Source organism: Halopelagius longus (assembly GCF_900100875.1).
GTDB classification, from domain to species: Archaea; Halobacteriota; Halobacteria; order Halobacteriales; family Haloferacaceae; genus Halopelagius; species Halopelagius longus.
Map to the genome: position 1 here is coordinate 23394 of NZ_FNKQ01000007.1, position 24223 is coordinate 47616.

General features: G+C 61.5%; 22 protein-coding genes and 1 pseudogene. 10 read left to right on the forward strand and 13 right to left on the reverse strand.

Features of this window, described 5'->3' with window-relative positions; all coding sequences use genetic code 11:
* Window positions 1-40 precede the first annotated feature (40 nt).
* From BLS11_RS18490 to BLS11_RS18510, 5 genes are all read left to right on the forward strand, one after another.
* Window positions 41-841, forward strand: a complete 801-nt coding sequence (locus BLS11_RS18490; RefSeq protein ID WP_092539286.1) for a TatD family hydrolase — start codon at window positions 41-43, stop codon at window positions 839-841.
* A 14-nt stretch (window positions 842-855) separates the two neighbouring features.
* Window positions 856-1686 (forward strand): sugar phosphate isomerase/epimerase family protein, encoded by an 831-nt coding sequence (locus BLS11_RS18495; protein ID WP_092539287.1) that lies wholly within the window; start codon window positions 856-858, stop codon window positions 1684-1686.
* A complete protein-coding gene (locus BLS11_RS18500) occupies window positions 1677-2630 on the forward strand; it encodes a UbiA family prenyltransferase (protein ID WP_092539288.1) in 954 nt (317 codons plus the stop codon). The genes BLS11_RS18495 and BLS11_RS18500 overlap by 10 nt, the downstream gene beginning before the upstream one ends.
* A 48-nt stretch (window positions 2631-2678) precedes the next feature.
* Window positions 2679-3527 (forward strand): sugar phosphate isomerase/epimerase family protein, encoded by an 849-nt coding sequence (locus BLS11_RS18505; protein ID WP_092539289.1) that lies wholly within the window; start codon window positions 2679-2681, stop codon window positions 3525-3527.
* A gap of 485 nt (window positions 3528-4012) precedes the next feature.
* The gene (locus BLS11_RS18510; RefSeq protein ID WP_092539290.1) at window positions 4013-5449 is read left to right on the forward strand and encodes an FAD-dependent oxidoreductase; all 1437 of its coding nucleotides are present in this window, start codon (window positions 4013-4015) and stop codon (window positions 5447-5449) included.
* 28 nt (window positions 5450-5477) lie between these two features.
* Here BLS11_RS18510 and BLS11_RS18515 read toward each other — a convergent pair whose 3' ends face one another.
* Window positions 5478-5783 carry a putative quinol monooxygenase gene (locus tag BLS11_RS18515; RefSeq protein WP_092539291.1) on the reverse strand — a complete coding sequence of 102 codons (306 nt, stop codon included), beginning with the start codon at window positions 5781-5783 and terminating at the stop codon, window positions 5478-5480.
* 652 nt (window positions 5784-6435) lie between these two features.
* Here BLS11_RS18515 and BLS11_RS18520 point away from each other — a divergent pair.
* Window positions 6436-6711 (forward strand): winged helix-turn-helix domain-containing protein, encoded by a 276-nt coding sequence (locus BLS11_RS18520; protein WP_092539292.1) that lies wholly within the window; start codon window positions 6436-6438, stop codon window positions 6709-6711.
* Window positions 6712-7040: 329 nt separating this feature from the next.
* Here the strand turns inward: BLS11_RS18520 and BLS11_RS18525 are convergent, their stop codons facing one another.
* The 3 genes from BLS11_RS18525 to BLS11_RS18535 all read right to left on the reverse strand — a co-directional run bounded on the left by BLS11_RS18525 (window position 7041) and on the right by BLS11_RS18535 (window position 11261).
* Complete coding sequence (locus tag BLS11_RS18525) at window positions 7041-7397, reverse strand: DsrE family protein (protein WP_092539293.1); 357 nt, start codon at window positions 7395-7397, stop codon at window positions 7041-7043.
* Between the two features lie 141 nt (window positions 7398-7538).
* The gene (locus tag BLS11_RS18530; protein ID WP_092539294.1) at window positions 7539-8978 is read right to left on the reverse strand and encodes a dihydrolipoyl dehydrogenase; all 1440 of its coding nucleotides are present in this window, start codon (window positions 8976-8978) and stop codon (window positions 7539-7541) included.
* Between the two features lie 420 nt (window positions 8979-9398).
* On the reverse strand, window positions 9399-11261 hold the full coding sequence (locus tag BLS11_RS18535) for a glycoside hydrolase family 15 protein (protein ID WP_092539295.1): 1863 nt from the start codon (window positions 11259-11261) through the stop codon (window positions 9399-9401).
* 73 nt (window positions 11262-11334) lie between these two features.
* On the opposite strand from BLS11_RS18535, the gene BLS11_RS18540 reads away from it, so the two are divergent.
* Both BLS11_RS18540 and BLS11_RS18545 read left to right on the forward strand, forming a co-directional pair.
* Window positions 11335-12738, forward strand: coding sequence for a dihydrolipoyl dehydrogenase family protein (locus BLS11_RS18540; RefSeq protein ID WP_092539296.1), 1404 nt, complete (start codon window positions 11335-11337; stop codon window positions 12736-12738).
* An 89-nt stretch (window positions 12739-12827) separates the two neighbouring features.
* Window positions 12828-13604, forward strand: a complete 777-nt coding sequence (locus BLS11_RS18545; RefSeq protein WP_092539297.1) for an NAD-dependent epimerase/dehydratase family protein — start codon at window positions 12828-12830, stop codon at window positions 13602-13604.
* 125 nt (window positions 13605-13729) lie between these two features.
* Here the strand turns inward: BLS11_RS18545 and BLS11_RS18550 are convergent, their stop codons facing one another.
* The 8 genes and pseudogenes from BLS11_RS18550 to BLS11_RS18580 all read right to left on the reverse strand — a co-directional run bounded on the left by BLS11_RS18550 (window position 13730) and on the right by BLS11_RS18580 (window position 20903).
* On the reverse strand, window positions 13730-14563 hold the full coding sequence (locus BLS11_RS18550; protein WP_245699022.1) for an alpha/beta fold hydrolase: 834 nt from the start codon (window positions 14561-14563) through the stop codon (window positions 13730-13732).
* A gap of 273 nt (window positions 14564-14836) precedes the next feature.
* Window positions 14837-15022: pseudogene (locus BLS11_RS19935) on the reverse strand (transposase); the annotation flags it as partial.
* Window positions 15023-15439, reverse strand: a complete 417-nt coding sequence (locus BLS11_RS18555) for a plastocyanin/azurin family copper-binding protein (RefSeq protein WP_092539299.1) — start codon at window positions 15437-15439, stop codon at window positions 15023-15025.
* A 27-nt stretch (window positions 15440-15466) separates the two neighbouring features.
* A complete protein-coding gene (locus BLS11_RS18560) occupies window positions 15467-16717 on the reverse strand; it encodes a ZIP family metal transporter (protein WP_092539300.1) in 1251 nt (416 codons plus the stop codon).
* Window positions 16718-17971, reverse strand: a complete 1254-nt coding sequence (locus tag BLS11_RS18565; RefSeq protein ID WP_092539301.1) for a multicopper oxidase domain-containing protein — start codon at window positions 17969-17971, stop codon at window positions 16718-16720. It lies immediately after the preceding gene.
* 144 nt (window positions 17972-18115) lie between these two features.
* Window positions 18116-18814: a metal-dependent transcriptional regulator gene (locus BLS11_RS18570; protein ID WP_092539302.1), complete on the reverse strand. Its 699-nt coding sequence runs from the start codon at window positions 18812-18814 to the stop codon at window positions 18116-18118.
* Window positions 18815-19420: 606 nt separating this feature from the next.
* The gene (locus tag BLS11_RS18575) at window positions 19421-20140 is read right to left on the reverse strand and encodes an NAD(P)H-hydrate epimerase (protein WP_175454512.1); all 720 of its coding nucleotides are present in this window, start codon (window positions 20138-20140) and stop codon (window positions 19421-19423) included.
* Window positions 20141-20396: 256 nt separating this feature from the next.
* The gene (locus BLS11_RS18580) at window positions 20397-20903 is read right to left on the reverse strand and encodes a cupin domain-containing protein (protein ID WP_092539303.1); all 507 of its coding nucleotides are present in this window, start codon (window positions 20901-20903) and stop codon (window positions 20397-20399) included.
* A 154-nt stretch (window positions 20904-21057) separates the two neighbouring features.
* Here BLS11_RS18580 and BLS11_RS18585 point away from each other — a divergent pair, with 154 nt between their 5' ends.
* The gene (locus tag BLS11_RS18585; protein WP_092539304.1) at window positions 21058-21264 is read left to right on the forward strand and encodes a heavy-metal-associated domain-containing protein; all 207 of its coding nucleotides are present in this window, start codon (window positions 21058-21060) and stop codon (window positions 21262-21264) included.
* On the opposite strand, the gene BLS11_RS18590 is transcribed toward BLS11_RS18585, so the two are convergent.
* On the reverse strand, window positions 21261-23534 hold the full coding sequence (locus BLS11_RS18590; protein WP_092539357.1) for a heavy metal translocating P-type ATPase: 2274 nt from the start codon (window positions 23532-23534) through the stop codon (window positions 21261-21263). The genes BLS11_RS18585 and BLS11_RS18590 overlap by 4 nt on opposite strands.
* A gap of 133 nt (window positions 23535-23667) precedes the next feature.
* On the opposite strand from BLS11_RS18590, the gene BLS11_RS18595 reads away from it, so the two are divergent.
* On the forward strand, window positions 23668-24222 hold the full coding sequence (locus BLS11_RS18595) for an ArsR/SmtB family transcription factor (RefSeq protein ID WP_092539305.1): 555 nt from the start codon (window positions 23668-23670) through the stop codon (window positions 24220-24222).
* The last annotated feature ends 1 nt before the right edge of the window (window position 24223 follow it).

Here is a 24223-nt window from a genome sequence, read left to right on the forward strand (position 1 = left end):
CCAATTACACCTAAACGTCTCTCTTCCGCATATTATCGCCATGCGCGTCATTGACCCTCACATGCACATGGTTTCTCGCTCGACGGACGACTACGAGCGGGCACGAAGTGCAGGAATCGAGTGCTGTATCGAACCAGCGTTCTGGAGCGGGACCGACAAACGGCATGCGGGGTCGTTCTTCGACTACTTCGAGCAGATCATCGAACACGAGACCGAAAGGGCGGAACGAGTCGCCGGCATCGACCACTACGTTACGATAGCCCTCGAACCGAAGGAGGCGAACTACCCGGAGATAGCAGAGGAGATTATGGAGAGAATCCCCGAGTACCTCAACCGGGACCCGGTAGTCGGCGTCGGAGAGATAGGCCTCGACCAAGATACGCCGGAGGAACGAGACGCCTTCCGTCGGCAGCTTCGAATGGCCGAAGAACGGGAGCTTCCGGTCATCGTCCACACGCCTCACACGAACAAACCGGAAGGCACGGAGACGATCGTCGATATGATCGAAGACGAGGACGTCACCCAAGAGCGGATAATCATCGACCACAACACCGAGAACACCATCGATACGTCGATACAGACGGACTGTTGGGTCGGCTTCACGCTGTACCCCGGAAAGATCGAGGACGACGCCGCCATCGACCTCCTCGAAGAGTACGGCACGGAGAAGATGATTCTCAACAGCGCGGCGGACTGGGATCCGTCGGATCCGCTCGCCGTACCGAAGGCCCGCGACAAGATGCTCGACAGGGGGTGGGACCGTGAGGAGGTCCGGAAGGTTGTCTTCGAGAACCCCTACGAGTTCTTCGACCAATCGCCCAACTTCGATTACGAACCCTGAGTACTACTTCGACCATGCAATTCGGATTCTCAACCAACGCGTTCCGAAAGTACGGCCTCACCGAATCCATCGAAGTCCTCGCCGACGCGGGCTACGACGGTGTCGAGATACTGCTAGATCAGCCGCACCTGTATCCACCAGAGGCCGACGAGGAGGAAGTCGAAGAGGTCGTACAGACGCTCGACGACCGTGAGATCGCAATCAGCAACTGCAACGCGTTCATGCTGACGGCCATCGAGGACTTTCACCACCCCTCGTTCGTCGAACCGGACGAGGACTACCGCCGTCGGCGCGTCAAGTTCACCCTCGCCGCACTCGATACCGCCGCGGCGCTGGGGGCCGAACACATCTCCATCGAACCCGGCGGTCCCGTCCCCCATGACCACTCCCGCGAGTGGGCCACGGACACGTTCGTCAAGGGACTGACCGAGGTGTCGACCAAGGCCGAGGAGGTCGGCGTGGACGTGTTGGTCGAACCCGAGCCCGATCTGCTCATCGAGACGTCTGACGAGTTCCTCGAACTCATGGACCGCATCGACTCCCCGCGGATCGGATGTAACTTTGACGCAGGCCACTTCTTCTGCGTTGGCGAGGACCCGACTGCGCTGGTCGAAAAGTTGGCGGACTACACGAAACACTACCACCTCGAAGACATCCCCGCTGACCGGACCCACGAGCACACGCAGCTGGGCGAAGGAGATATGGATATCGATGGATTCCTCTCGACGCTCGAAGACGTTGGCTACGACGGGTTCGTGACCGTCGAACTGTATCCGTACGAGGAAACCGCCGCGGAGACGGCTCGAGACGCGATGGAGTACCTCGACGAGCACGGGTGGACGTGAGGGTGGCGCTCGGGCGGCCCGGTCTCAGGCGAACGCTCTCGGGATATGCGGCGCTCGTACGCGTACCGAATCTATTCACTGCGCCGCCGGACGTATTAGCGGGTATCGCCCTCGCAACTGCGGTCGGTACTTCTGTTTTGGTGACCGAGGCCCTCGGTGCAGCCGTCGCATCGGTACTCCTCTATGCGGGCGGGACGACCCTGAACGACTACTTCGACGCCGAAGTGGACGCCGAGGAGCGCCCTGAACGTCCCATCCCTTCGGGCCGTGTCTCGCGAACTACCGCACTTGCGTTGGGAACTGCGTTGCTCGTGAGCGGCGTCGCCGTGGCTTTCGTCGCTGCGGGGCTCTCTGCAGGGTTCGTGGCTGCACTCGTCGCCCTCGTCGTCGTGTTGTACGATGGCCCGCTCAAAGGTGGACCCGCGGGGTTCCTTGCGATGGGTACGGCTCGCGGACTCAACGTCACCCTCGGATTCGCCAGTACGTCCGCCATCGACCTCTATGCGGCGCCGTCCGTCACCGTCCCGCCGTGGCTGTTTGTGGTCCCGCCCACCGTCACTCTCTACGTGGCAGCGTTCACGTATATGGCGGCACGAGAAGCGACCGGTGCGGACAGACGAGCCGTCGTCGTCGCCGCGATGGGTGCAGCGATGGTCACGCCGGTTCCGCCCGTCGTCGTACTGAGTGTCGATACGGAACTCATCCTGGTCGGCGTCTCGACGTTACTTGCGGGAGCCTTCATCACATGGACTGGCCGGGCGTTACAGAGGGCGTATCGCAATCCGAGCCCCGAAGTCGTCGGTCCGGCAATCGGGACTTGTGTCCTCGCACTTATCGTGTTAGACGCCGCGTTTGCCGCGGGGGAGGGTCTCGGTTGGGCGCTCGGTACGCTCTCGTTTTTAATTCCCGCCGCTGGACTGACCCGTGCGTTCGACATATCATAACTCTATCAATTTTTAACTTATTTACGAACGGCTGTCGTGTCTCTCCACATGGTGCAATTAGCGTTCTCGACGAATGCGTTCACACGGTACTCGCTCCCCGAGGCGATACGTCGGATCGCCGACCATGGGTACGCCGGCGTCGAGCTTTTGGGAGATACGCCTCACGCGTACTTTCCGGAGTTCGACGACGACGAGCGAACGGCCGTGTTGGACGCCCTCGACGAAACTGGTCTCGAAGTGTCGAACGTCAACGCGAACACCGCGATGGGGTATTATGACGACGCACCGCCGTCGTCGTTCTTCGACCCGAGTATCGTCACGGCTAACGACGGAGAGCGTGAGTGGCGCGTTGAGTACACGAAACGTGCGATAGACCTCGCAGAAGTGACCGATGCGCCCGCAGTTTGCGTCGCGACGGGCCGTCCGCTTCCCGGTAATCCGCCAGACCGAGCGTACGACTATCTCCGAGACTCCTTACACGAGATTCTCGATTACGCCGAACCGCGCGGCGTTGAGGTGGGAATCGAGTTCGAACCCGAACTCCTTGTGGAGTGTACCGACGAAGTACTCGAACTCATCGACGATATCGGCCGCGACTCGTTGGGGATTAATCTCGACATCGGTCACGCTGCCGTGTACGGGGAGGACCTCACGGAGACGATTCACCGCAGTGAGGGACACATCACCGGCGTCCACCTAGAGGACATCGAGGGAGGGCGGCGAGGAAAGCACTATCATCTCATCCCCGAAGAAGGTGACTTGGATTTCGGGGCAGTTTTCGACGCATTCGACGATATCGCCTACGAGGGGTTCGCGACCCTCGAACTGTACACCTACCCCGATAAACCGGACGAGGCCGCGAAGGAGGCTTACGAGGCGCTCTCGGGACATGTCTGATCAAGTCAGACGAAACGTCCCGGACTCCGTTCGAATTCCTCCTTGTGCTCGTCTGAGCAGAACCGGTACCGCCTGTTTTCGTGCTGCATGCTGCTGTCCTCGGCCTCGTGCGTTTCCCCTCCACACACCGTACAAATGTCTTCATTCATCGGTACAGAAACGTGTGGCACGGCGGAGAAAAAGGATGGTGGCTGATCATCTGTCACGATTCTGAAGAAGTTCGTGGAGGTGACGATGCACGAGATAGCTGGAGCGATCTGTTGATACACCCGACGAGCGTAATGATGAACGCTTCGCTCAGGAAGCGACGACAGGTGGTGGGCGAGTCGACATAGAGAGCGACCGCTCGGACGATTCATGTGACGACCTCACACCGGCGAGGACGATACCCTCTCGGACGAGGTAGATACGGCGACCACGGCGGTCGTGCGTTCTCCTCACGTCACCGGGGTAGCTTTCTACCGTACACGATAGAGTTACTACGCATGACAGAACCGTTCGTAGTCGTCGGTGGTGACGCCGCGGGACTGAGTGCGGCGAGTAAATTACGGAGGGAGGCCCCCGAAAGAGACGTCGTCGTCTTCGAGAAGGGCCGATGGGTGTCGTACGCACACTGCGGCACACCGTACTTCGTCAAAGGAGCGGTGGACGATTTGACAGATCTCCTATCACTGTCTCCCGAGGATGTCGAAGACCGCGGCATCGAACTCAGGCGAGAAGCGGAGGTAACGGCGGTAAATACGGACAAACGACTCGTGACCGTCGTTGACGCGGATGGGACGGCGTACGAACAACCGTACGCAGAACTCCTCGTTGCGACCGGGGGGAGAGCCACCTCCGCGCCCATCCCTGGGATAGATCTCGATGGAGTGTTCACGATGCACGGTCTCGACTCCGCAGCGACGGTCCGTGCGTACCTTTCGACCCCCGAGACGTTCACCGTCGATTCCCTAGGTGGCGGGGAGTTCGTCCACGAGGAGGCCGTCTCACGGTACGGTGCGATGGAGCCTCCGGAGGTGATGACCATCGTCGGCGGTGGATACGTCGGTGTCGAGATGGCCGAGGCGTTCTCTGCATGGGACCTCGACGTCCACTTGTTCCAGCGCGGCGACCACCCCCTCACGCCGTTCGGTGAGGCCGTGGGAGAGCGCGTCGCGTCGCACCTCCAAGACTACGGCGTGACGCTCCACCTTGGCGAGGAGGTCGAGGAACTCCGAGGGAAAGAAGGGCACGTCTCCTCGGTCGTCTGTTACGACGGGAGCGAACTCGAAACCGACGGCGTCCTCGTCGGCATCGGTATTCGCCCGAACGTCGAACTCTTAGAGGGTACCGAGGTCGAACTCGGAGACAGCGGAGCGATAGCAGTCGACGAGTACGGCCGCACGTCGGTCGATGGCATCTACGCCGCGGGCGACTGCGCGGAGATGCCGCACGCGGTCACGGGCGACCCGGCGTGGATTCCACTCGGCCTCACTGCGAATCGGGCCGGTCGCGCAATCGGGAAGACGATAGCTGGGGATCCGACGCCGGTCGGGAGCGTCGCTGGGACCGCCGTCGTCAAAGCGTTCGATCTCGAATGCGGCCGGACTGGAATCATCGACTGTGACGCCGCACGAGACGTGGGATTCGACCCGGTCGCGGAGACGATAACCGCCGGTTCTCGGTCGGGATACTACCCCGGCAACGAAGAGACGACGGTCACGCTCGTCGCGGACCGCGACAGCGGAAGACTGCTAGGAGGGAGTATTGTTGGCGAAGACCGCGCGGCCGTTAGAATCGATACCGTCGCGACGGCTCTCGAGGCTGCCCTGGCTGTCGAGGAGGTCGAGCAGCTCGACCTGGCGTACGCACCGCCATTCAGCCCCGTTTGGGACCCGGTACTCGTCGCGGCAAAGGTGCTCGGCGAGTCGCTGTCCGCCTGAAGTTACAGTCTACCTGCCGTACTCTCCCTCAGAGTTCGACGTCCGTCGCAGAGTCGACGTCGAACTGGACTACTTTCGGTTCTCCGGTCAAGAGGTCGGGCAGCACTGATTCGAATTCTCGGAAGTGGTCCGTCTCCGCGTGCGCTTCGAACGCCTCCTCGTTCTCGTACCGTTCGACGAATCGGAGCACGTTCGGGTCGTCGATGTCGGTCGTAACCCGGTACTCGACGATACCGTCCTCGTCTCTGGAGTGCTCCGCTAGCTTTCGAGCTAATTCGAGAGCTTGCTCGCGGTTGTCTGGATCAATCGGGAACGTCGCGTGAACTACGATCATCTCGGCTATATCTCGACCGCTACTGACAAAAGCCCATCTCCGTCGTGCATCTTCCGCGCAGAAACGGATTACTGTTTCAGCGACCTCTGACGGGTCGGAGCACGCCAAATGAGACGACGAAGGCGCTGACCAGCACGAATACTTGCTTGGGGAGTCCGACTACCTGAAACACGGATATCGTCTCACTAAGGGTACCAGTAGTCCTCCCACGACCCACGCGAACGGAGGCGCTACTCCCGACAGGAAATATTAGAATACGTTTGTCGATTCCGTCTCCGAATCAATCACGTAGAGGTATCCATTCAGTTATCCACGATCGAACAGTTCGCCAGCTATGGCAGGTAATAACGATGCACAAGCGCGGTACCTTTACATTGTTATGCTTGTTCGCCTCGGCTTCTCGAACAGTACCGTCCGACAAAGGTTGAAAAGACGGTGACGGTCTACTTCACGTCGATTCGGAAGAGGACAGATACCGACGGTAAATTCACTCGGTTGGGTGAGCCGAACGAGCGACCGACGCGACGGTAGTCAGTCCGACCGACGCCCCGTCCGTCTCGAACTTAGGTCCACCAGAGGCTGTTTCGCGGTAGTGTGATCGCCACGCACGAGAGCGAAGTACTTGGGGAACTGCACGGAAGAGTAAGTATCGATGGTCGACAACGCTCCGGACGAACTTCGAGAGATGCCGCCGAGTGCGAAACTCGTCTTCGTCACGCTCCACTACGAGGGCCCACTCACACAGGGCCAGATAGCCGACGAGTCGCTTCTCCCCACTCGAACGGTTCGATACGCGCTCGAGACGTTGCGCGAGGAAGACTTAGTCGAACGCCGGTTCTACATCCAAGACGCGCGGAAGCGCCTCTACGCTCTCACCGAGCGAGACGAACAGTCCGAGTCCGCCGAGAGGCGACGAGTAATGCCCTGATCTTCGACTTCGAATAGAATACCGAAATGGTAGGTGGTCAGTGGTGACAGTAAGTCAGACATCTGCGTCGTGTTTGAGGAGAGAGTGAAAGCTCGGTTACCCAGTTACTCTCGCTTCACCGACGGCATCGCTTTCGACAGAGAGAAGACGGGTGATGAGTCGAGCCTCAGCCGTCGAACGCGTCCCGGTCGTGATCGTCCTGCCACGCGAAGGCGACCGAACGCCGTACAAACGCACGCTTACGCTGTGCATCTTCCTTTCTTGGTGCGTCCTCGTCTCCGTCGACTGACGCCCTCTCGGTCCGTGAAAAAGACTGAGACGCGGCGACCTTAGAACGTGATGACTTCGTAGCCGTCTTCGACGAGCGATTTGACGCTCGGGTGGCCGTCGTTCTCGTCTATCTGGACGACGCCCGCATCTTGGACCGCGTCGTTCACGCCGAAGGCGTTGGAACAGTACTTGCACGCGGATGCCTCGTCACGAACCGACTGATAGAGTTCGTGGTAGTCGCTATCCTCATCTTCGAGTTCGGGGATCCACTGCGTTCCTGCGCCGTCGAAGATGAGTTCGACTTCGTCGCCGTCGCCGTCTGCGAACTCCTTCGCCGTCTCGAGACCGTTCACGAGTCGGCCGAGGTTACTGTGTCCGTCGGTACCTGCGAGGATGATGACTGCTGCTTTCGTCATTACGCACTCACATAGGGAGCATAGCCCTAAATAGGACCCGTGGAAGTGTGTCCGCGGCGCATACCCAACGGTTCGGCGGTGTGATGTCCTCTCGGTGTGGAATCCGTTGACAGAAAATCGCCTGAAAGCGGGGCAGGGGCGTTAGTGAGAATGGGAGTGAGAGTGACCGCCGTCGCCGCGGGTGAACTGCCCCGAGAACGCACGCTGGACGACCTCCGAGAGGGCTGGATGGATGTGCACCGACTGTCTGATGTCCTGAACGGTACCTGACCCCGCCTTCATCGCGACGACCACCTCTTCGACGAGGTTCGACGCCTCCGGGCCGATTATGTGACAGCCGAGTATCTGCCCGTCCAAGTCGATGATGGCCTTCACGAATCCATCTGCTTTCATCGCACTTCCGCGCGCCGTCTGGTCGTACTGATAGATACGGGTCGCGTACTCCGCGTCCGCCGCGCGGAGGTCCTCCTCCCGCGCGCCGACGCCGGCCACCTCGGGCGAGGCGAACACGGCGAACGGCATCGCGGTGTAATCGACCGGTTGGAGCTCGTCGCCGAAGATGTTGCGCGCGACGGCGGCGGCTTCGTGGTTCGCGCTGTGTTTCAACAGGTACTCCCCGACGATGTCGCCGAGGGCCCACACGCCCTCGGCGGTGGTCCGGAGGTACTCGTCCGTCTCGACGAATCCCCTCTCGTCGGTCTCTATCCCCGCCTCGTCGACGTCGAGCGTGTCGGTGTTCGGCCGCCGTCCGGCCGCGACGAGTAGCGAGTCCCCGGTCACGGTCACGGGTTCGAGATCAGCGTCCGGGTCCTCGTCGCCGTACGCGAACGGACGCGCCTCGACCGTCACGCCGTCGTCGGTTTCCGAGACTGCGGTCGCCTCGTAACCCGTGTGTAGCGTGAACCGGTCGGCGTACCGTTCGGTAAACTCCGCCGCGACGTCCTCGTCAGCCGCCGGAAGCAGACTCGGTCGCCGCCCGATTATGGTCACATCGCTTCCGAACGTCCCGAAGAAGTGCCCGAGTTCGGCGGCGATGTACCCGCCGCCGACGATGACGAGGTGCTCCGGCGGCGCCTCCAACTGGAGCGCTTCGGTGCTCGTCAGGTAGTCCACGCCCTCGATACCGTCGATGTCGGGAAGTGTCGGACGGGTCCCGGCGGCGACGAGGACCGTCTCCGCGCGGAGACGCGCCCCGTCGTCCTCCCCACCACTCACTTCGACGGTTCGTTCGTCAACGAACTTCGCCTCGCCCTCGAACAACTCGTGCTGCGACGAGGATCGGAGTCCACGACGAATCGACTCGGAGTCCTCCTCGACGTCGTCGTTGACTTCCCGAACGATGTCCGAGAACGCGACGTCCGTCACGTCCGCGTCGATGTGGAACTCGCCGGCGCGCTCTATCGTTTCGAGAACGTCCGCGTGGTACAGCAGCATCTTCGAGGGGATGCAGCCCCGGTTGAGACACGTTCCGCCGAGCGCGCCTCGTTCGACGACGGCGACGGACTGTCCCTGATTCGCGGCCGCGTTCGCCACGTCGAGACCGGACCCGGACCCGATGACCAAGAAATCGAATTCCTCCATGCCCATCGTGGTCACTCGAACGTAATAAACGACTGCCGCTTTCGACAGTCGATGCACGACCGCTCGGACTCCGGCGAAGCGGCCCTTCGGTACGGCGACGCGTTCGGAACGAGACGAACGACGGTTCGATCCGTATTCGGTTAGATTCGTAGTGGAGGAGTCGGATACCGACGCATCACCGAGAGGCGTTGTTGTTGGAAGCCCTCTTGTGCTGGGGCGTCGATGACGGTCCCATCGATGGTGTACCGGAACCCGTCGCAGGGACAGTTCCAACTCTCTCGCCGGCACCGCTCCACTTCGGTGTGCAACCGCTGTACGTACACCCTCCCGAAACGGCCCACCACTCGCCGTCATAGTCGCGATAGAACAGCAGGTCAGCTCAGGCCGAAGTTCTGAGCCCCCACACCGGGATAGGCAACGTCATCCGTCGTCACGAGAGACGGAGTCGCCGAGCCGAATTCCCATCGGCTCTGCCCCCGGCGACTCGTACCCTTGCACGTGGCCCAAATAGAGTGCGCTGTTGACGAGCCCGATGTGGCTGAACGCCTGCGGGAAGTTCCCGAGCTGTTCGCCGGTGTCGGCGTCTATCTCCTCGGCGAGGAGACCGAGCGGGCTCACGTACTCAATGAGGGATTCGAATCGGTCGACGGCCTCCTCGACGCGTCCGGAGAGCGCGAGTGCGTCGATCAGCCAGCACGAACAGAGGACGAACGCCCCTTCGTCCCCCGGCAGTCCGTCGTCGCCGTCGTACCGCTTTACGAGAACGTCTCCCTCCAAGAGACGGTCTTCTATCGCATCGATGGTGTTCTGCACACGCTCGTCGTCGAACGGGAGAAAGCCGACGATAGGAATCAACAAACCGGTCGCATCGAGGGCGTCCGAGCCATAGGCCTGTACGAACGCGTCGGTATCCTCGTCGTACCCATTCTCGAGTACGTCCTCCTTGATAGTCTCGCGGGCGTCCCGCCACTCGTCGACGGGAGCCTCGTAACCGTAGGTCGTCGCGATGTCGATACCTCGGTCGAGCGCGACCCAACACATCACCTTCGAGTAGACAAACTGCCTCCCCGGGCCTCGGACTTCCCAGATACCGGCGTCGGGGTCGTCCCACACTTCGCGGACGTACTCGACGATATCGTGAACGGCGTCCCACTCCTCGTCGTCCAACTCCCGGCCGAGTTCGAGCACCTCGTCGACCGCTAAGAGCAGTTCGCCGTAGATGTCGAGTTGTGTCTGGTCTGCGGCCCCGTTTCCGATGCGAACCGGACGAGAGTTCCGGTACCCGTTTAAGTGTTCGAGTTCCGTCTCTTCGAGGTCCGATTCGCCGTGGAGTCCGTACAGCGGTTGGATCTTCTCCGGTTCGTCCGCCTGACAGAGGTTCATGTACCACTCGAAGTACTCGGTCGCACCTTCGGAGTTACCGAGGCTCGATAGTGCCTGGACGGTGAATCCGGCGTCTCGGAGCCAGTTGAATCGGTAGTCCCAGTTTCTGACGCCGCCGATGTCCTCCGGAAGTGACGTCGTGGGCGCGGCCGCGATGGCCCCCGTCTCCTCGTGTGTGAGGAGTTTGAGCGCGAGTCCCGATCGTACCGCGAGGTCGTGCCACGGTCCCTCGAAGATGCAGCCCGACCCTTCATCGCTGCAGGTGCCAACCCACTCCTCCCAGTAACTGACTGTGTCTTCGAGCGCTCCCTCCGGGTCCGCGTCGGCGTCCTCGGCGCCGGTGCAACGGAGCAACAGCCACTCCGTGTCTCCCTCCTCGACCGCGAGCGTCCCGGTCACCCGGTTGCCGACGATCTCGAGGTCGGTTGTCGCCTCTAGAAGTGTTCGTTCGTCTTCGCCCTCGGCGCGGATCCCCTTCTCGGTCCGAACGAACGCGGGGTCGGCGCGGCCGTAGTCGAACCCCGGTTCGTACTCGACTTCGAGGTCGATACTCCCCTCGGCGCAGGTGACCTTTCGGTAGAGAACCTTCTTCGGGTGGTCGACCTTCCCCGCCGGAGGGAAGAAGTCGGTCACCGTCGCCGTTCCGTTCGCCGCGTCGAACGTCGTCTCGAGGACGTTCGTTCGCTCGACGTACTGTTGCGTCCCTTCGAACGGGACGGCCGGACTGACCTGGAATCGACCACCTCGCTCGGGGTCGAGAATCGCCGCGAGGATACTGGCACCCTCGACGTGGGGAAACGGGAACCAGTCGACTGACCCGTTCGGCGCGACGAGCGCGCACGTCTCCAAATTTCCGATAAATCCGTACTCCTTGATGGGGGTAAATTCTGTTTCGGTCATCGGTACACGTTCTTTGGCGTTTGCTCTGCCCGAATACAAAAGTGGGCCTGGCAACTATCCATAAACGAACATTATGGATGAGTACGACCTAATTGTTCTGGGCGGCGGCACGGGGAACATCGTCGCGTCGGAAGCGAGCGAAGAGGGACTGGATGTCGCGTTGGTTGAACGGGACAGACTCGGCGGGACCTGCCTCAACCGCGGCTGTAACCCCTCGAAGCGGCTGATTCACAGCGCGAACGTCGCCGAAACCGTCAGAAACGCCGAGCAGTTTGGCGTCGATGCCTCAATAGACGATGTCGCGTTCGAAGACGTCGTGGACGGCGTCGCGGAGACAATGGCCGAACTGGCGGAGTCGAAGGGCGAACGCGCCCGCGAGAACGACCGCCTCACGTTCTATCAGACGGAGGGACGCTTCGTCGACGCGCACACGATCGAGGTAAGTGGCGGCGACGGAACCGGCGGCGAGCAGATTTCCGCCGACCGAATCGTCTTGGCCGGTGGCTCTCGGCCGATGGTTCCCGGCTCCATCGACGGAACCGACCGAGTCGACTTTCTCACGAGCACCGACGTGTTGACCGGCGACGTCGACGAACTTCCCGACCGACTCGTAATCGTCGGCGGCGGGTACATCGCCGTCGAGATGGGCCATTTCTTCACCCAGATGGGTTCCGACGTGACCATCGTCGGCCACGGCGAGACGCTCGTCAACCGCGAAGACACGGACATCGCCCAGCAAGTCACCGAGGCGTACCGGAAGGAGCATGACCTCCGTCTGGGATACACGGTGACGGAGTTAGCCAAAGACGGCGGGGAGAAGCGCGTCATCGCCGAGTCCGAGAGCGGCGAGGAGATAACCGTCTCGGGGGACGAACTCCTCGTGGCGACCGGACGGCAACCGAACTCGGACCTCTGGAACGTCTCGGCCGCGGGCATCGAAACCGACGAGAAGGGGTTCGTGGAGACGGACGAGTACCTCCGAACGTCCGTCGAGGGGGTGTGGGCCATCGGCGACATCGCCGGCAACTACATGTTCAAACATTCCGGCGACAAGGAGGCCGAGTACGTCGTCGAGAACGCCGTCCGAGGCAACGAACGGGAGGTGTCGTATCCGGGGATGGCTCACGCGATATTCGGGTCGCCGGAGGTGGGGAGTCTCGGGAAGACGGAGGGCGAGATAGACGAGGACACCGAGTACGACGTCGGGACGTACTCCTACGAGGAGCAGGCGTTAGGCGGCGGAATCGACAACAAGGGCGGGTTCGCGAAGGCTATCGTCGCCGACGACGGGGAGGTTCTCGGCGTCCACGTCGTCGGACCGGAGGCGTCGTCGCTGATTCACGAGGTGAGCACCGCCGTCGCCGCGGGCGCGGACGCGACGACCATCGCCGAGACTATCCACGTCCACCCGGCGCTTTCGGAGGTCGTTCAGGGCGCGTTCCGCGAAATCGTCGACGTCTCCGCGTCCGGAATCTGACGCTCCGTTCGGGGTCCGTCAGGGGACCGATTTCCCGGCGGGGAGGGCCACAACGACTTTTCGCGTGCGAACCCTCGTTCAGAGGAGAGATGGCACGCATCGCACTCACAGGCGCGTCGGGTAACGTGGGACGGGAAGTTCTCGACGCGTTCGGCGACGAACACACCGTCGTTCCGTTCACCCACTCGGAATCCGAGGAGATAGACAGCGAACCACTCGACGTGACCGACGCCGACGACGTGGAAGAGAAGATAGACAACGTTGACGTCGTAGTCCACCTCGCGGGGGCGTCCTCGCCAGACGCGGAGTGGGATACCGTCTCGCAGACCAACGTCGAGGGGACGAAGAACGTCCTCGACGCGATGGTCGAGAACGGCGTCGACCGGATGGTGTTCGCGAGTTCGAACCACGCCGTGGGGATGTACAACGCCGCCGACGAACACGACCCCGAGAGCATGACGCTGACCGACGCGGAGACCGTTCGGGGCGACGCGCCGATGCGCCCGGACTCGTTCTACGGCGTGAGCAAAGTCGCCTGCGAGGGACTGACGGAGTTCTACGCCGCCCGGCACGGCCTCGAAGTCGTCAACCTCCGAATCGGGTGGTACATGAGCGCCGAGGACCTCGAATCCAACACCGGCGAAGAGGTGGAACCTGGAAAGGCCCGATTCGCCCGTTCGGCGTGGCTCAGCCCCCACGACTGCCGAGACGTGCATCGGAAGGCCGCCTTCGCCGACCTCTCGGAGAGCCCGGCCACGGTGAACGCGGTGTCGCGGAACGACGACAGGTACTTCTCCATCACCGAGACGATGCAGGCCATCGGCTACGAACCGCGCGACAACGCTACTGAGGCCCTCGCCGAGTAGACTACCCACCGAGCGGTCCGGAGCCTCGCCGAACGTCACCTCACGATACCCCTCGTCGATCCCGTATCGTACGTCTGCGGAAACGAAGAAAAGCAGTGTTCGGTTGACGATCCGGTGTCTTACCCTTAAAGGAACGAGCGGAGTTCCTCGCGATAAGCGTCTGGCCGGTCCTGCATCACCCAGTGGTTCGCGTCGTCGAGTCCCTCCAGTTCGGCGTCGCTCAGGTCCTCTTTGAGGCGTTCTGCGTACGAGACGGGCTGGAATTCGTCGTTGGTTCCCCAGAGAAGAAGCGTCTCGGCGGAGATGTTCTCGTAGTCGATTTCAGTCGTGTGGTTGGTGTTCGTCGCAATGGCGTTGCGACTCAGCGAAATCGCCGCCTCTTCGGACTGCCACTGCGCTTTCATTCCCTCGACGTACTCCTCGCTCGGGTCGTCGCTGAAGAGGGTCTGTCGGAACAAATCGTCGAGCATCTCTTGAACGTCGTCGACGCTCATTTCGTTTATCTTCGACGGCAGACCGAGGTCGACGATGGTCTGAATCGGCCACGAGTCGTACGCGATCGAGTTCGAGAGGACGAGTTCCTCGACCACGTCCGGTCGGTGCGACGCGTAGCGGAGGCCGACACCGCCCCCGAGGTCGTGCCCGACGAAGGAGATGGTCTCGATGTCAAGTTCGTCAAGCAACCCGTCGATCATCTGCTCCTGTGCGCGGATCGATCGGTCGAAGGAATCCTCCATCGAGGAGTTTCCGTATCCAACCATGTCGGGGACGATGACTCGCCGTTCGTCTTCCAACGTGGGTGCGACATCGCGCCAGAGGAACGACCACGTCGGAATCCCGTGCAGGAACACGACGGGGTTACCCTCGCCTTCGTCGTAGTAGGCCACATCGAGGTCGTGTCCATCAACGGTGACGGTCGCCGATTCCTGTCGCTCCGTCCACTCAGTATGTCGTGGCATAGTCAGGTAGACGCCCGCCGCGTCCATAGTGCTTATTTCGTGGGAGTTGAGACAACACCTACTACAGGGGGCTAGAATGCGTAGTTTCGAAGAGTTAGTCAGTCGCGTCAGCCTTGAGAGATGGTCCGGGCCGGGAGTTTGTGTTCGAAATTCTAACTCGTCAGCTGTATCTTGCATCGATTCTTCTGGCTTCCGTGGGACCGACACACCAGCATCAGTCGCTTTGAGGAGGATCGTCCGTGCAGCGGTCTGGATCGTTTGCCTGAGATTTTCGGTGAAATGTTGATTCCAAGTTCGCCAAAGCGTCGATTGATCTGGAATCGTGTCGAATCCGAGTCGTACACGGATTGTAGACGACTGATCGAGGAACTCAACGAGTGCTGTTTCGTGTGTCCGCCCGTGTAACTCCTTGAGAAGAAACGCACGAAACAGCTGCTCCACTCGCAAGAACTCGTTCACTTACTCAACCTTGACTGTTCCGACCATCCCTGAACTCTCATGTGGGATACAGAAGCACTTGTACCTGCCTGTTACTTCGAACGTGTGCTCGTAGGTCTCTCCGGGAGCGATAAGTCCCCCAGTCACATTGTTTCGGGCCGCTCGCTCGGAGTCAAACCCGCCACTCGCGAAATAGGCGGCGTCGTCCGGAATCTTCTCCTCGTAGGCGGTCACCGTGTGCTCGATGTCGCTTGTGTTCTTCCAGCGAAGGGACGCACCGGTAGTGATTGTTACTGTTGCCGGCGAGAAATCTGTCCCCTGCATCCCGATCGTTCGCGGAGATCTATCTCCACCGCTCAGACATCCGGCAGTTGCGACAGCTCCGGCTGTCACGCCGACCTTTTGGAGAAACGTCCGTCGATTAGTCTTGTGAGTCATTGATACGGAAACGAGGGGCTTGCCCTATTAGAGGGCGACGAAGAGGTCGGTCACGTACATGATGCCGAAGCCGGCGAGTGCCGCCAGCAGGTTCGTGGCACTCGCGACGCGGCCGCCTGCGCGCTTGACCATCTGTGCGATCTCCCAGTTGACCTGGAGGATAGCACCGACGCCGAGCGCGAGGAAGAACGCGCCGACTGTCGGCGAGTAGGCGAGGCTCCCGATCCATCCGCCGAGGATAACCGGGGCGCCGGCGAGAAGGCCGAGTGCACCGAAGTGCGACGCCGAGGGGCGTTCCTCTCGGGCGACGGGCGCGACGACTGCCGGCCCCTCGGTCACGTTGTGGAGCATGAACCCGACGATCAGGAACGTGCCCAGCGAGACGCGTCCGAGGGCGAACGAACTCCCGATCGCGAGGCCTTCCGCGAGGTTGTGGAGGCCGATACTTAGTGCCACGAGGTAGGCGATCCAGAGCCCACTACTCGCGCGCTCGTCGCCGGCGGCGGCGCGGCCTTCGCGCCACGCGCTCACCGACTGGACGAGGAACAGCGCGCCGACGATACCGAACACGACGAGCGCCGTTCCCTCGTACGCACCCGGAATCTTGTGGGCGATCTCGAAGGCTTCGATCCCGGCGTCGACGGCGAGGAAGCCGAGCACCCCGGCGGCGAACAGGAGGATCGCGTGCAAGCTGTGGTCACTCATCGACTTGATGTAGGGATACCACAGCATCCCGAGCAGGACCGGGATGATACCGACGAAGAGGCCGATGAGCGCTAGTGTCCACAGGAATCCGAGACTGAACCCGGGTGACTGGCTGGGGGCGACGATGGTGTGGTGAATGGTCGTTCCATCCGAGAGCACGAGCGCTGTGTTGAGGTCCCACCCGGGGTTCCAGTGGTAGGGCACCACGATTTTGGCACTCTCCATCGGGGCAAGCGTCTGGTCACCGCCGGCACCCTTCACCTGGAAGTCCCAGTAGGCCTCGTCCATCAGGACCTGTGCGACAGTCACCGGCTGAGGCCCGTTGTTGGTCACGTGGAGAACGACCGTTTCATCGTTCGGTAGCGTCGCGTGCGTGACCGTCACGTCCGGAAGGGGCTGGCCACTCTGGACGCCCGCGAGTGGTGACGTGAACGCGAACACCCCGAGGACGAGGGCCAGCAGGACGATCGGGAGGAGTGCGGCGGCCCACCGTGGAAGGCCGAAGGGTCGATCTGTTTCATTCGCTGTCTGCACGCCGCCGTCCGTCGTCGGAGAGTCGTTGCTATCGGTCATCTAGACCACCTCGAAGAAGCTCATCCAGCCAAGTTCCGCGAACTCCGAGACGTGGGCGTGGAACATGTACAGCCCGGGCTGGTGGTCGGAGTAGTCGAGCTCGATAATCCCCCGCTGGGCCTGTGCCTGCATGATGGTGTCCACGGTCTGTCGCGTCGGCATCAGGGTCGTGCCGTGGTCGTAGTAGTCGAAGAACTGCGAGTGGGTATGGAACGAGTTGATGAGGTCGAACTCGGTGGCGTTCGAGAGATAGATACGAATCGGCTTCTGTCCGTCCACCTGAATCGGGCGGATGGACTCACCGGGCTTCCAGTTCCCCTCGCCGTCGGTCTCGCCGACACCGTACGCGAACGCCCGCGTGTTGGCGGCGTACACCTCGTTGCCGCCGTCGAAGTTGGTGTCGAAGCTGTTCATCACCATCACGAGCTCCTGCACGTCGTCGTTCTCGGGATATTCGTGGTTTCGAGTCTTGGCTTCCGCGACGAGTTTCTCGCGGAGCTCGCTGGTCATCGGTCCCTGGTAGTTGACGTAGTCGCGCGTGTTCTCCCGCACGCGCTCGGGGTCTGGGTCGACGATGATCGTCCCGTAGAGCCCACGGTGGATGTGCTCCTTCAGCGGGAGCGAGTGGCAGTGGTAGAAGTGCGTGCCGGCAGGTTGGGCGATCCACTCGTAGGTGAACGACTCACCGGTGTCGAGGACGCCCGGGCCGTTCTGCGGAATCCCGTCCATCTCCGGGTTTAGGTTCCGAAGGTGGGGGTGAATCGTGTGCGCGTGGCGGCCAAGGTTCTTGAACTTGACCCGGATGAGGTCGCCCTCGACGGCACGGAGCGTCGGGCCGGGCACTTGCCCGTTGTACGCCCATGCGGGGAACTCGACGCCCGGCGCGATGGTGATAGTCGTGTCGACGGCGGTGAGTTCGAACTCGCGCACCGTCCGCCCGTTCTCCTCGTACACGCGCTGCGGGACGTTGTCCTGTCCGTCCTGCCCCGTGTTGAACGACCGCAGGAACTCGTGGGGGTCGAAGTTCTCGTTTCGGTACTCGCCGACCGCACCGAAGTTCCCGTGTTCTTCGTGGTCGCCGCCGCCCGCTCTCGCCGTCGAACTCCCGATACCGAGGGCCGTACTACCGGCGGCACCCAGTCCGCCGAGGAACGACCGTCGGTCGGTCAGCAGCTCGGTGTCGAGGCGCTCGACGAGCCGGTTCTGCAACTCTTCGGTCATCTCTGCCGCGTTCTCGTAGTCTATCTCTCCCATCGTTCATCTCCGTTGAATATTTTGATTGGTCGGTTCACAACTGTGAGTTAGAGAGGTCTAAACTTATATCTGATGTTTGATAGTTTCGATAGAATCTAATCCAGGTCGTCGTGGGCGACCGTGCTCCCCCGCTTCTCGGTCTGACTACGCAGGGAAGTCCTCGGAGCGCGCGTCGCCAGCAACTGGGCGCACGCGGATGTGTTCGAGGACATCTCGGGGGAGTGAGGCGGCTTCGTCTTCACAACGTGGTCGAATCGTGACCATCCCGAACGGTGCGACTTCGGTGACGGTGACCTCTGTTCCTGGAGTGATATTGTGCTCGGAGAGGTAGCGGAGGACGTCCGAGTCCTCGTCGCTCACCCGTTCGACCACGACGACGTCGCCCTCGTCGTATTCGGTGATTGATTCGCCCCGCGCTTCCTCGACCGGGTCGAGATTCTCCTTCGGAATCGGGTCACCATGTGGGTCGACGTCCGGATTGTCGAGGAGTTCGGTGACGTGCTGAATGAACTTCTCGCTGATGTGGTGCTCGAGCTCGTCGGCCTCTTCGTGGACTTCGTCCCACTCGTACTCGAGGTGCTCGGTGAGGTAGGCTTCGAGGAGACGATGATGGCGAATGATCTCCAAAGCGACAGCTTCGCCCTCTGAGGTCAGCCTCACACCCTTGTACTTCTCGTAGTCGACGAGATTTCGCTCACCTAACTTCTCGATCATACTCGAGACGGTCGGCGGTTTGACCCCGAGCCGGTCGGCGATTTCGGAGGTCTTTACTCGTCCGTCGGTCCGGCTTTGAAGCTGGTAAATCGCCTTGAGGTAGTCCTCCATAACGGCGTTTAGTATCATTGGTCGGTTTTTAGAAGGGGCTAACTATTGTATTTGCCGGTCGTAAAATAGTATAGGGTGGATGAAGTAAGGCCGTCTCGTACACGAACTTCGTCATTCGGACCGGCTGACACAACTTCACTCGGCGTCGAAGACGGGGTCATCTCTTCTGATTAGTTATATTTCTAGTGTCGGAGAGTACCTTCGTAGATCTACCAGACGAGCATCGAGAAATGATTGGAAGGACGGTCAGGTGAATCTCTATGCATTGAGAACACTAGTCTCATCTTCTCTATTTCGGGACAGGTGGAGTTTGCCGATGCGGTAATGTGTTCTTTGTTTTGGGCGACGATGCGGCCCTGACACGGTACGTCGAGGAACCGGTCGTACCTTCGAGAGTCGTGACCCCTCGTCGACGTGACCGCCAAAGAGATGGGTGCACTGCTCGCGACGAATTCACTGTGCTCTCCAGAGTTGACGATGTGCAGGCCGCCGACACTCAGAGTCGATTTCTAGTGAGATACCGAACCATCCCCTATTCGGAGTGATGGAGTAAAGATGGATACGGGTGTGGAAAACGGAGTTCGCGCTGCCGAGGCAGAGGAGTCGATGAACGACAGAAGACGGCTAGCCGCCTCGGAGTTCGACACAGTACTCGCCGGCGAACGGGTGTCGGTAAGGAATGTCCAGACGTTGATACACCACCGGGGGGATAGCGATATCCGCGAGGACGATAGTTGCGTCGAGTATCTTCAGCCCCGTCTTCGGTAACGCAAGCGTTACGACGGTGTCAGGAGTGACGGCCGGGCCGGGCGTCTCGCCGGTGGACGCGTCAAGTCCGGACGGCACGTCTAACGAGACGACAGTCTCTGCCGATTCGACCGCCGGAACGAGTTCGGCGGCCTCACCGCGAAGGGAGCCGGACAATCCGTATCCGACGAGTGCGTCGACGGCCACGTCTGCTGCGTCGAACGCATCGAGTTCTGCGGGGTCCCGCGTCACCGCGACGTTCATCGCGTCCACGACTTCGTGCTGTGTCGCGGCAACGCCGTCGAGGTCGGAGGAGTCCCTGTCGAGGACGACGGAGACGTCGATATCGCGGTTCGAGAGGTGGCGGGCGGCGACGAGACCACCACCTCCGTTGCCGCCGTTTCCGGCGTAAATGACGACGTTCTCGGCGTTCCGTCGCAGAACCTGCCCCGCCAGATTTCGGCCGGCGTTCTCCATCATCGAGAGCAACTGGAGTCCGACTTCCTCGACGGTGACGCGGTCAACATCGCGCATCTCCGAAGCGGTGACGGCTGTCAACGGAATCCCGTCTTTCGTCTCGAAAGCGGCTTCGTCCATGTCCGTAGTACGGCGACCGATCTCAAGGGTTGTTCGGTCCAGGTTGGCGATGCTTTCGAGCAGCATCCGAACCGGTCGGTGAAGTCTGGCACGGGTTCGTCGCGGCCGAGTTTGATCTAGCGGTACTTCGGCGTTCGCAGTCCGTGTTGCGGAACCTACACGACTTCGAATACTGAGGCTTGACGAACAGCATTCGCTCAGGCGGATACCGTTCGGGTACGCGGGACGGCTGACCTCAAGAGTAGATTCTCGATAGCTACGGTACGTCTCCGGGCATCGGTCCTTTCGTCCACCGCCCGGTGACCGTCCCACAGTCGACGCAGACGGCGACGATACTGTCCTCGTCCGCATCTCCACCGGCTCGTCGTTCGAGAGTCGAATCCGTCTGCGTCTCGCAGGATGGACAGTCACGGAGCTTCACTTGGTGACCGTATTCGAGCGGAGCACCGAGTGCGAGGGCAACGACGGGCTCTTCGCCGCGGTTCCACCCGCGCTGGAACTCCCCCGGCGGGAACCGAATAATTTCACCGGCGCCGACGTCGACATCTCCGTCTTCGGTCTCGAACGTCGCGGTCCCGGCTTGCACGTAGAACAGTTCCTCCTGTACTTCGTGACGGTGATAGGCGAACGAGAAGCTGTCTCCGGGCTCCAGTTCGTAGTAGTTGATGGCGAGGTCGGTCGCTTCGAGAGGCTCGGTGAGTTGACGCATGACCGCCGCCGGTTGCAACGAGTTCTCGACGTCGTCGATACGAATCTTCTTCATGCGCCGGAACACGAGAGGCGGTCCTAAAAACGATACTCTCTGCGGTTGTCCGCGTTTCAAGAGGTGTCTTCAACTGGCCAACGCCGTCAGTCAGCGACCCCACCATTACAAAATCCATCGCCACAGTCATTGATAGCCAGCCCAACTAACGCACATGGAACGTAAGACGATCTCCGTCACCGGCATGTCGTGTAACGGCTGCGAGCAGAACGTCAAGAGTGCCCTGCAGAACATCGAGGGCATCACCCGGATCGATGCCGACCACGAGGGCGACACCGTCGAACTCGTCGCCGAGGACGACGTCGCGGACGACGACATCGAGGCCGCCATCGAAAATGCGGGCTACGACGTGGAGGCCTAATCAGCGGCCGTTCCTTCTTCTGCGATCCCGCCTGCATCGCCGCTTTCGACGGTGAAGTCGGTGTTGACGCCCTCGCCGGAGACGAGCTGACCGGCGAAGTTGTTGGCCAGCACGGCTGACACGGATAGTACCATCGCGACCATCGCGAATACAGGATGAACGAGCCCCGTTGTTGCGGCGGTAACGCCGACACCGTTGAAGGTAAAGGCGGTGAGAAGGTTCTGCCGCGTCTTCCGGTAGCTCTCCTCGCCGATCTCGTAGGCGTCCATCACGCCGCCGAGTCGGTCGCCCATCAGCACGACGTCGGCCGATTCGATGGCGATATCCGTCCCCGCACCGATGGCGATTCCGATGTCGGCCTGCGTGAGTGCGGGCGCGTCGTTGATTCCGTCACCGACCATCGCAAGCCGGTGTCCTTCGTCCTGCATGCGACCGACCTCCCTCCGCTTCTCGTCCGGCAACACGTCGGCCATGACGCGGTCGATGCCGACTTCCTCGGCGACTGCGCGGGCCGTTCGCTCGTTGTCGCCGGTGATCATCACGGGCGCAATGCCCGCGTCCTTCATCCGCTGGACCGCCGCGGCGGCGTCGTCCTTGATCTCGTCGCCGATGCCGATCAGGCCCACGAGATCGTTGCCACGGACGACGCCCGAAATCGTGAGACCGCGATGCTGGAGGCGCTCAACCTCGTCGCCAGCCCATGAGAGATCGACGCCCTCGTTTGTGAGCCAACCCGGTTTGCCGACCAGCACGTCCTCGCCGGCGACGGTCGCTCGGACGCCCTTGCCGGTGACCGAGTCGAACGACTCGGGGTCGACGTACTCCACACCCTGCCCGTCGGCACGGTCGAGAATGGCGTCGGCGAGCGGGTGTTCCGAGAACGCCTCCGCGCTCGCTGCCATCGCCAGCACGTTATCCTCCTCTCCGTCGAACGCGACGACCTCGCTGACGGCGGGCTTGCCGACGGTGATCGTCCCCGTCTTGTCGAGGATGATGTGGTCGACGTCGGGGGAGATCTGGAAGGCGTCACCGGAACGCATCAGGATGCCGCGGTTCGCGGCCTTTCCGCCGCCACGGATTAGGGCCAGCGGCGTCGCCATTCCGAGCGCGCACGGGTAGCCGAGGACGAGGACGGCCAGCGCCGCGAAGGCTCCACGCTGGACGTTCGGACCGGCACCCCACGCGAGTGGCGCGACAACCCAGAACGCGAATGATAGCGCGGCGATGGTCAGAACGGTGGGGACGAAGTACCTGAGGACGCGGTCGGCGAGCTGGATGATCCCGGGCTTCATTGCCCGCGCCTCTTCGATCTCGTGGGCGACCTGATTCAGAAACGCGTCCTCGCCGGTCGCGGTCACCTCGACGAGGAGCGTGCCTGTCTCGTTGACGCTGCCGCCGATCACCTCGTCGCCGGCGGATTTCTCCTCGGGGATGGACTCACCGGTGGCAACCGACTCGTCGACGGTCGATTTGCCGTCGACGACTTCGCCGTCGACGGGGACGTTCTCGCCGGGTTTGACGCGGACGCGGTCGCCGACTTTTAGGTCGTCCACCGGGACTTCCTCAACGCCGTCATCGGTGACGCGGCGTGCGGTGTCCGGTCGGAGGTCGAGGAGGCTTTGGACGGCCTGCGACGCCCGCGTGCGGACGATGAGGCTGGTGTACTCCGAGAGGATGTGGTAGGTGGTGATGAACACGGAAACCGCGAAAAAGTGGACGGTCGGGAACCCCGGAAAGACGGACAGGCCGAGGAACCCACCGAGCAGGCCGGCAAACGCGCCCGCCTCCAACAGGACGTGCTGATTGAAGATACCCCGACGGAGGCTCTGGTAAGCCTTCTTCTTGATGTAGCGGCCAGGGCCGAACATCGTGCCCAGCGCTAGAGCAAGCGTAGCGAGATCCATCACCGGCGACTCCGACTCGAAGCGGCCCATCACGAAGACCATCCAGGCCATCAGGGCGGCGACGACGATGGACGCACTCCCCGCAAGGACGAGGCGGCGCTTGCCGTCGGCGAGTTCGGCCTGTTGATCCTCGTACTGCTTCTCCTTGTCCGGGTCGCGGATGGTATACCCGAGGTCGCGGAGCGTGTCCTTCACTTCGACCTCGCCGATCCGGTCGTCGTCGTACTGGACGAGTACCTCCTCGTGGGCGAGACTCACGTCCACGTCGGTGACGCCGTCGGTGCGGCGGTATGCCTTCTCGATGCTCTCCGCGCAGAACGAGCAGGACATCCCGCCGACGTTGAACTGTTTCTGTGCCGTTCCCATCTCGATTCGTCTTTGCCGGGCGAGGCCCATAACCATTATGACGCAGATTATAGCGGTGTCAGATACACCAGATCATAGTGAGATATGTAGCGTTACTCTTACTATCGTCGTTCACCTAGCCGACAGTAAGGAAATGGCCCTGCTTGAATCCGACGTGCCGATCCGCGAGGTTGTCACGACCAACCCCGAGAAGGCGAAGGCCCTCGAGAACGATGTGCGAGCGAAGATACTGGACATGCTCGCTGACGAGGAGATGACGATCGAGGGAATCCACGAGGAACTACAGCGTCGCGGCGAGGAGAAGGCCGAGACGACGGTGCGCCACCACGTGAACGTCCTGAAGGACGCCGAGATGGTCGAGATTGCCCGACTCGAAGAGGCCGGCGGCGGCACGCGGAAGTACTACAAGTCGAACACGCGCGTCTTCTCCTACGACCTTCCGGAAGGGGCCGACGAAACCCTCGCGGGGACGCAGGCAACCGCAACCGAGGGGTTGGAGTCGCTCGTCGAGACGCTGTACGAAGACCACGGCGACGAGATCGAGGCAGTCGCCCACGAGTTAAAGCCCTGCGAGTACTGCGAGACCCAGCACTACGAGGAGTTCGTCCTTCGAGAACTGTTAAATCGCGCCCTCATCAACCTGAGCGAGACTGGCGTACTCGACGACGTGTTCAGCGGGAGTGACTGAC

Coding starts and splice junctions, on each gene's coding strand:
- BLS11_RS18490 (WP_092539286.1), top strand. CDS start 41: ATGCGCGTCATTGACCCTCACATGCACATGGTTTCTCGCTCGACGGAC.
- BLS11_RS18495 (WP_092539287.1), top strand. CDS start 856: ATGCAATTCGGATTCTCAACCAACGCGTTCCGAAAGTACGGCCTCACC.
- BLS11_RS18505 (WP_092539289.1), top strand. CDS start 2,679: ATGGTGCAATTAGCGTTCTCGACGAATGCGTTCACACGGTACTCGCTC.
- BLS11_RS18510 (WP_092539290.1), top strand. CDS start 4,013: ATGACAGAACCGTTCGTAGTCGTCGGTGGTGACGCCGCGGGACTGAGT.
- BLS11_RS18515 (WP_092539291.1), bottom strand. CDS start 5,783: ATGATCGTAGTTCACGCGACGTTCCCGATTGATCCAGACAACCGCGAG.
- BLS11_RS18520 (WP_092539292.1), top strand. CDS start 6,436: ATGGTCGACAACGCTCCGGACGAACTTCGAGAGATGCCGCCGAGTGCG.
- BLS11_RS18525 (WP_092539293.1), bottom strand. CDS start 7,397: ATGACGAAAGCAGCAGTCATCATCCTCGCAGGTACCGACGGACACAGT.
- BLS11_RS18530 (WP_092539294.1), bottom strand. CDS start 8,978: ATGGAGGAATTCGATTTCTTGGTCATCGGGTCCGGGTCCGGTCTCGAC.
- BLS11_RS18535 (WP_092539295.1), bottom strand. CDS start 11,261: ATGACCGAAACAGAATTTACCCCCATCAAGGAGTACGGATTTATCGGA.
- BLS11_RS18540 (WP_092539296.1), top strand. CDS start 11,335: ATGGATGAGTACGACCTAATTGTTCTGGGCGGCGGCACGGGGAACATC.
- BLS11_RS18545 (WP_092539297.1), top strand. CDS start 12,828: ATGGCACGCATCGCACTCACAGGCGCGTCGGGTAACGTGGGACGGGAA.
- BLS11_RS18550 (WP_245699022.1), bottom strand. CDS start 14,563: ATGCCACGACATACTGAGTGGACGGAGCGACAGGAATCGGCGACCGTC.
- BLS11_RS18555 (WP_092539299.1), bottom strand. CDS start 15,439: ATGACTCACAAGACTAATCGACGGACGTTTCTCCAAAAGGTCGGCGTG.
- BLS11_RS18560 (WP_092539300.1), bottom strand. CDS start 16,717: ATGACCGATAGCAACGACTCTCCGACGACGGACGGCGGCGTGCAGACA.
- BLS11_RS18565 (WP_092539301.1), bottom strand. CDS start 17,971: ATGGGAGAGATAGACTACGAGAACGCGGCAGAGATGACCGAAGAGTTG.
- BLS11_RS18570 (WP_092539302.1), bottom strand. CDS start 18,814: ATGATACTAAACGCCGTTATGGAGGACTACCTCAAGGCGATTTACCAG.
- BLS11_RS18575 (WP_175454512.1), bottom strand. CDS start 20,140: ATGGACGAAGCCGCTTTCGAGACGAAAGACGGGATTCCGTTGACAGCC.
- BLS11_RS18580 (WP_092539303.1), bottom strand. CDS start 20,903: ATGAAGAAGATTCGTATCGACGACGTCGAGAACTCGTTGCAACCGGCG.
- BLS11_RS18585 (WP_092539304.1), top strand. CDS start 21,058: ATGGAACGTAAGACGATCTCCGTCACCGGCATGTCGTGTAACGGCTGC.
- BLS11_RS18590 (WP_092539357.1), bottom strand. CDS start 23,534: ATGGGAACGGCACAGAAACAGTTCAACGTCGGCGGGATGTCCTGCTCG.
- BLS11_RS18595 (WP_092539305.1), top strand. CDS start 23,668: ATGGCCCTGCTTGAATCCGACGTGCCGATCCGCGAGGTTGTCACGACC.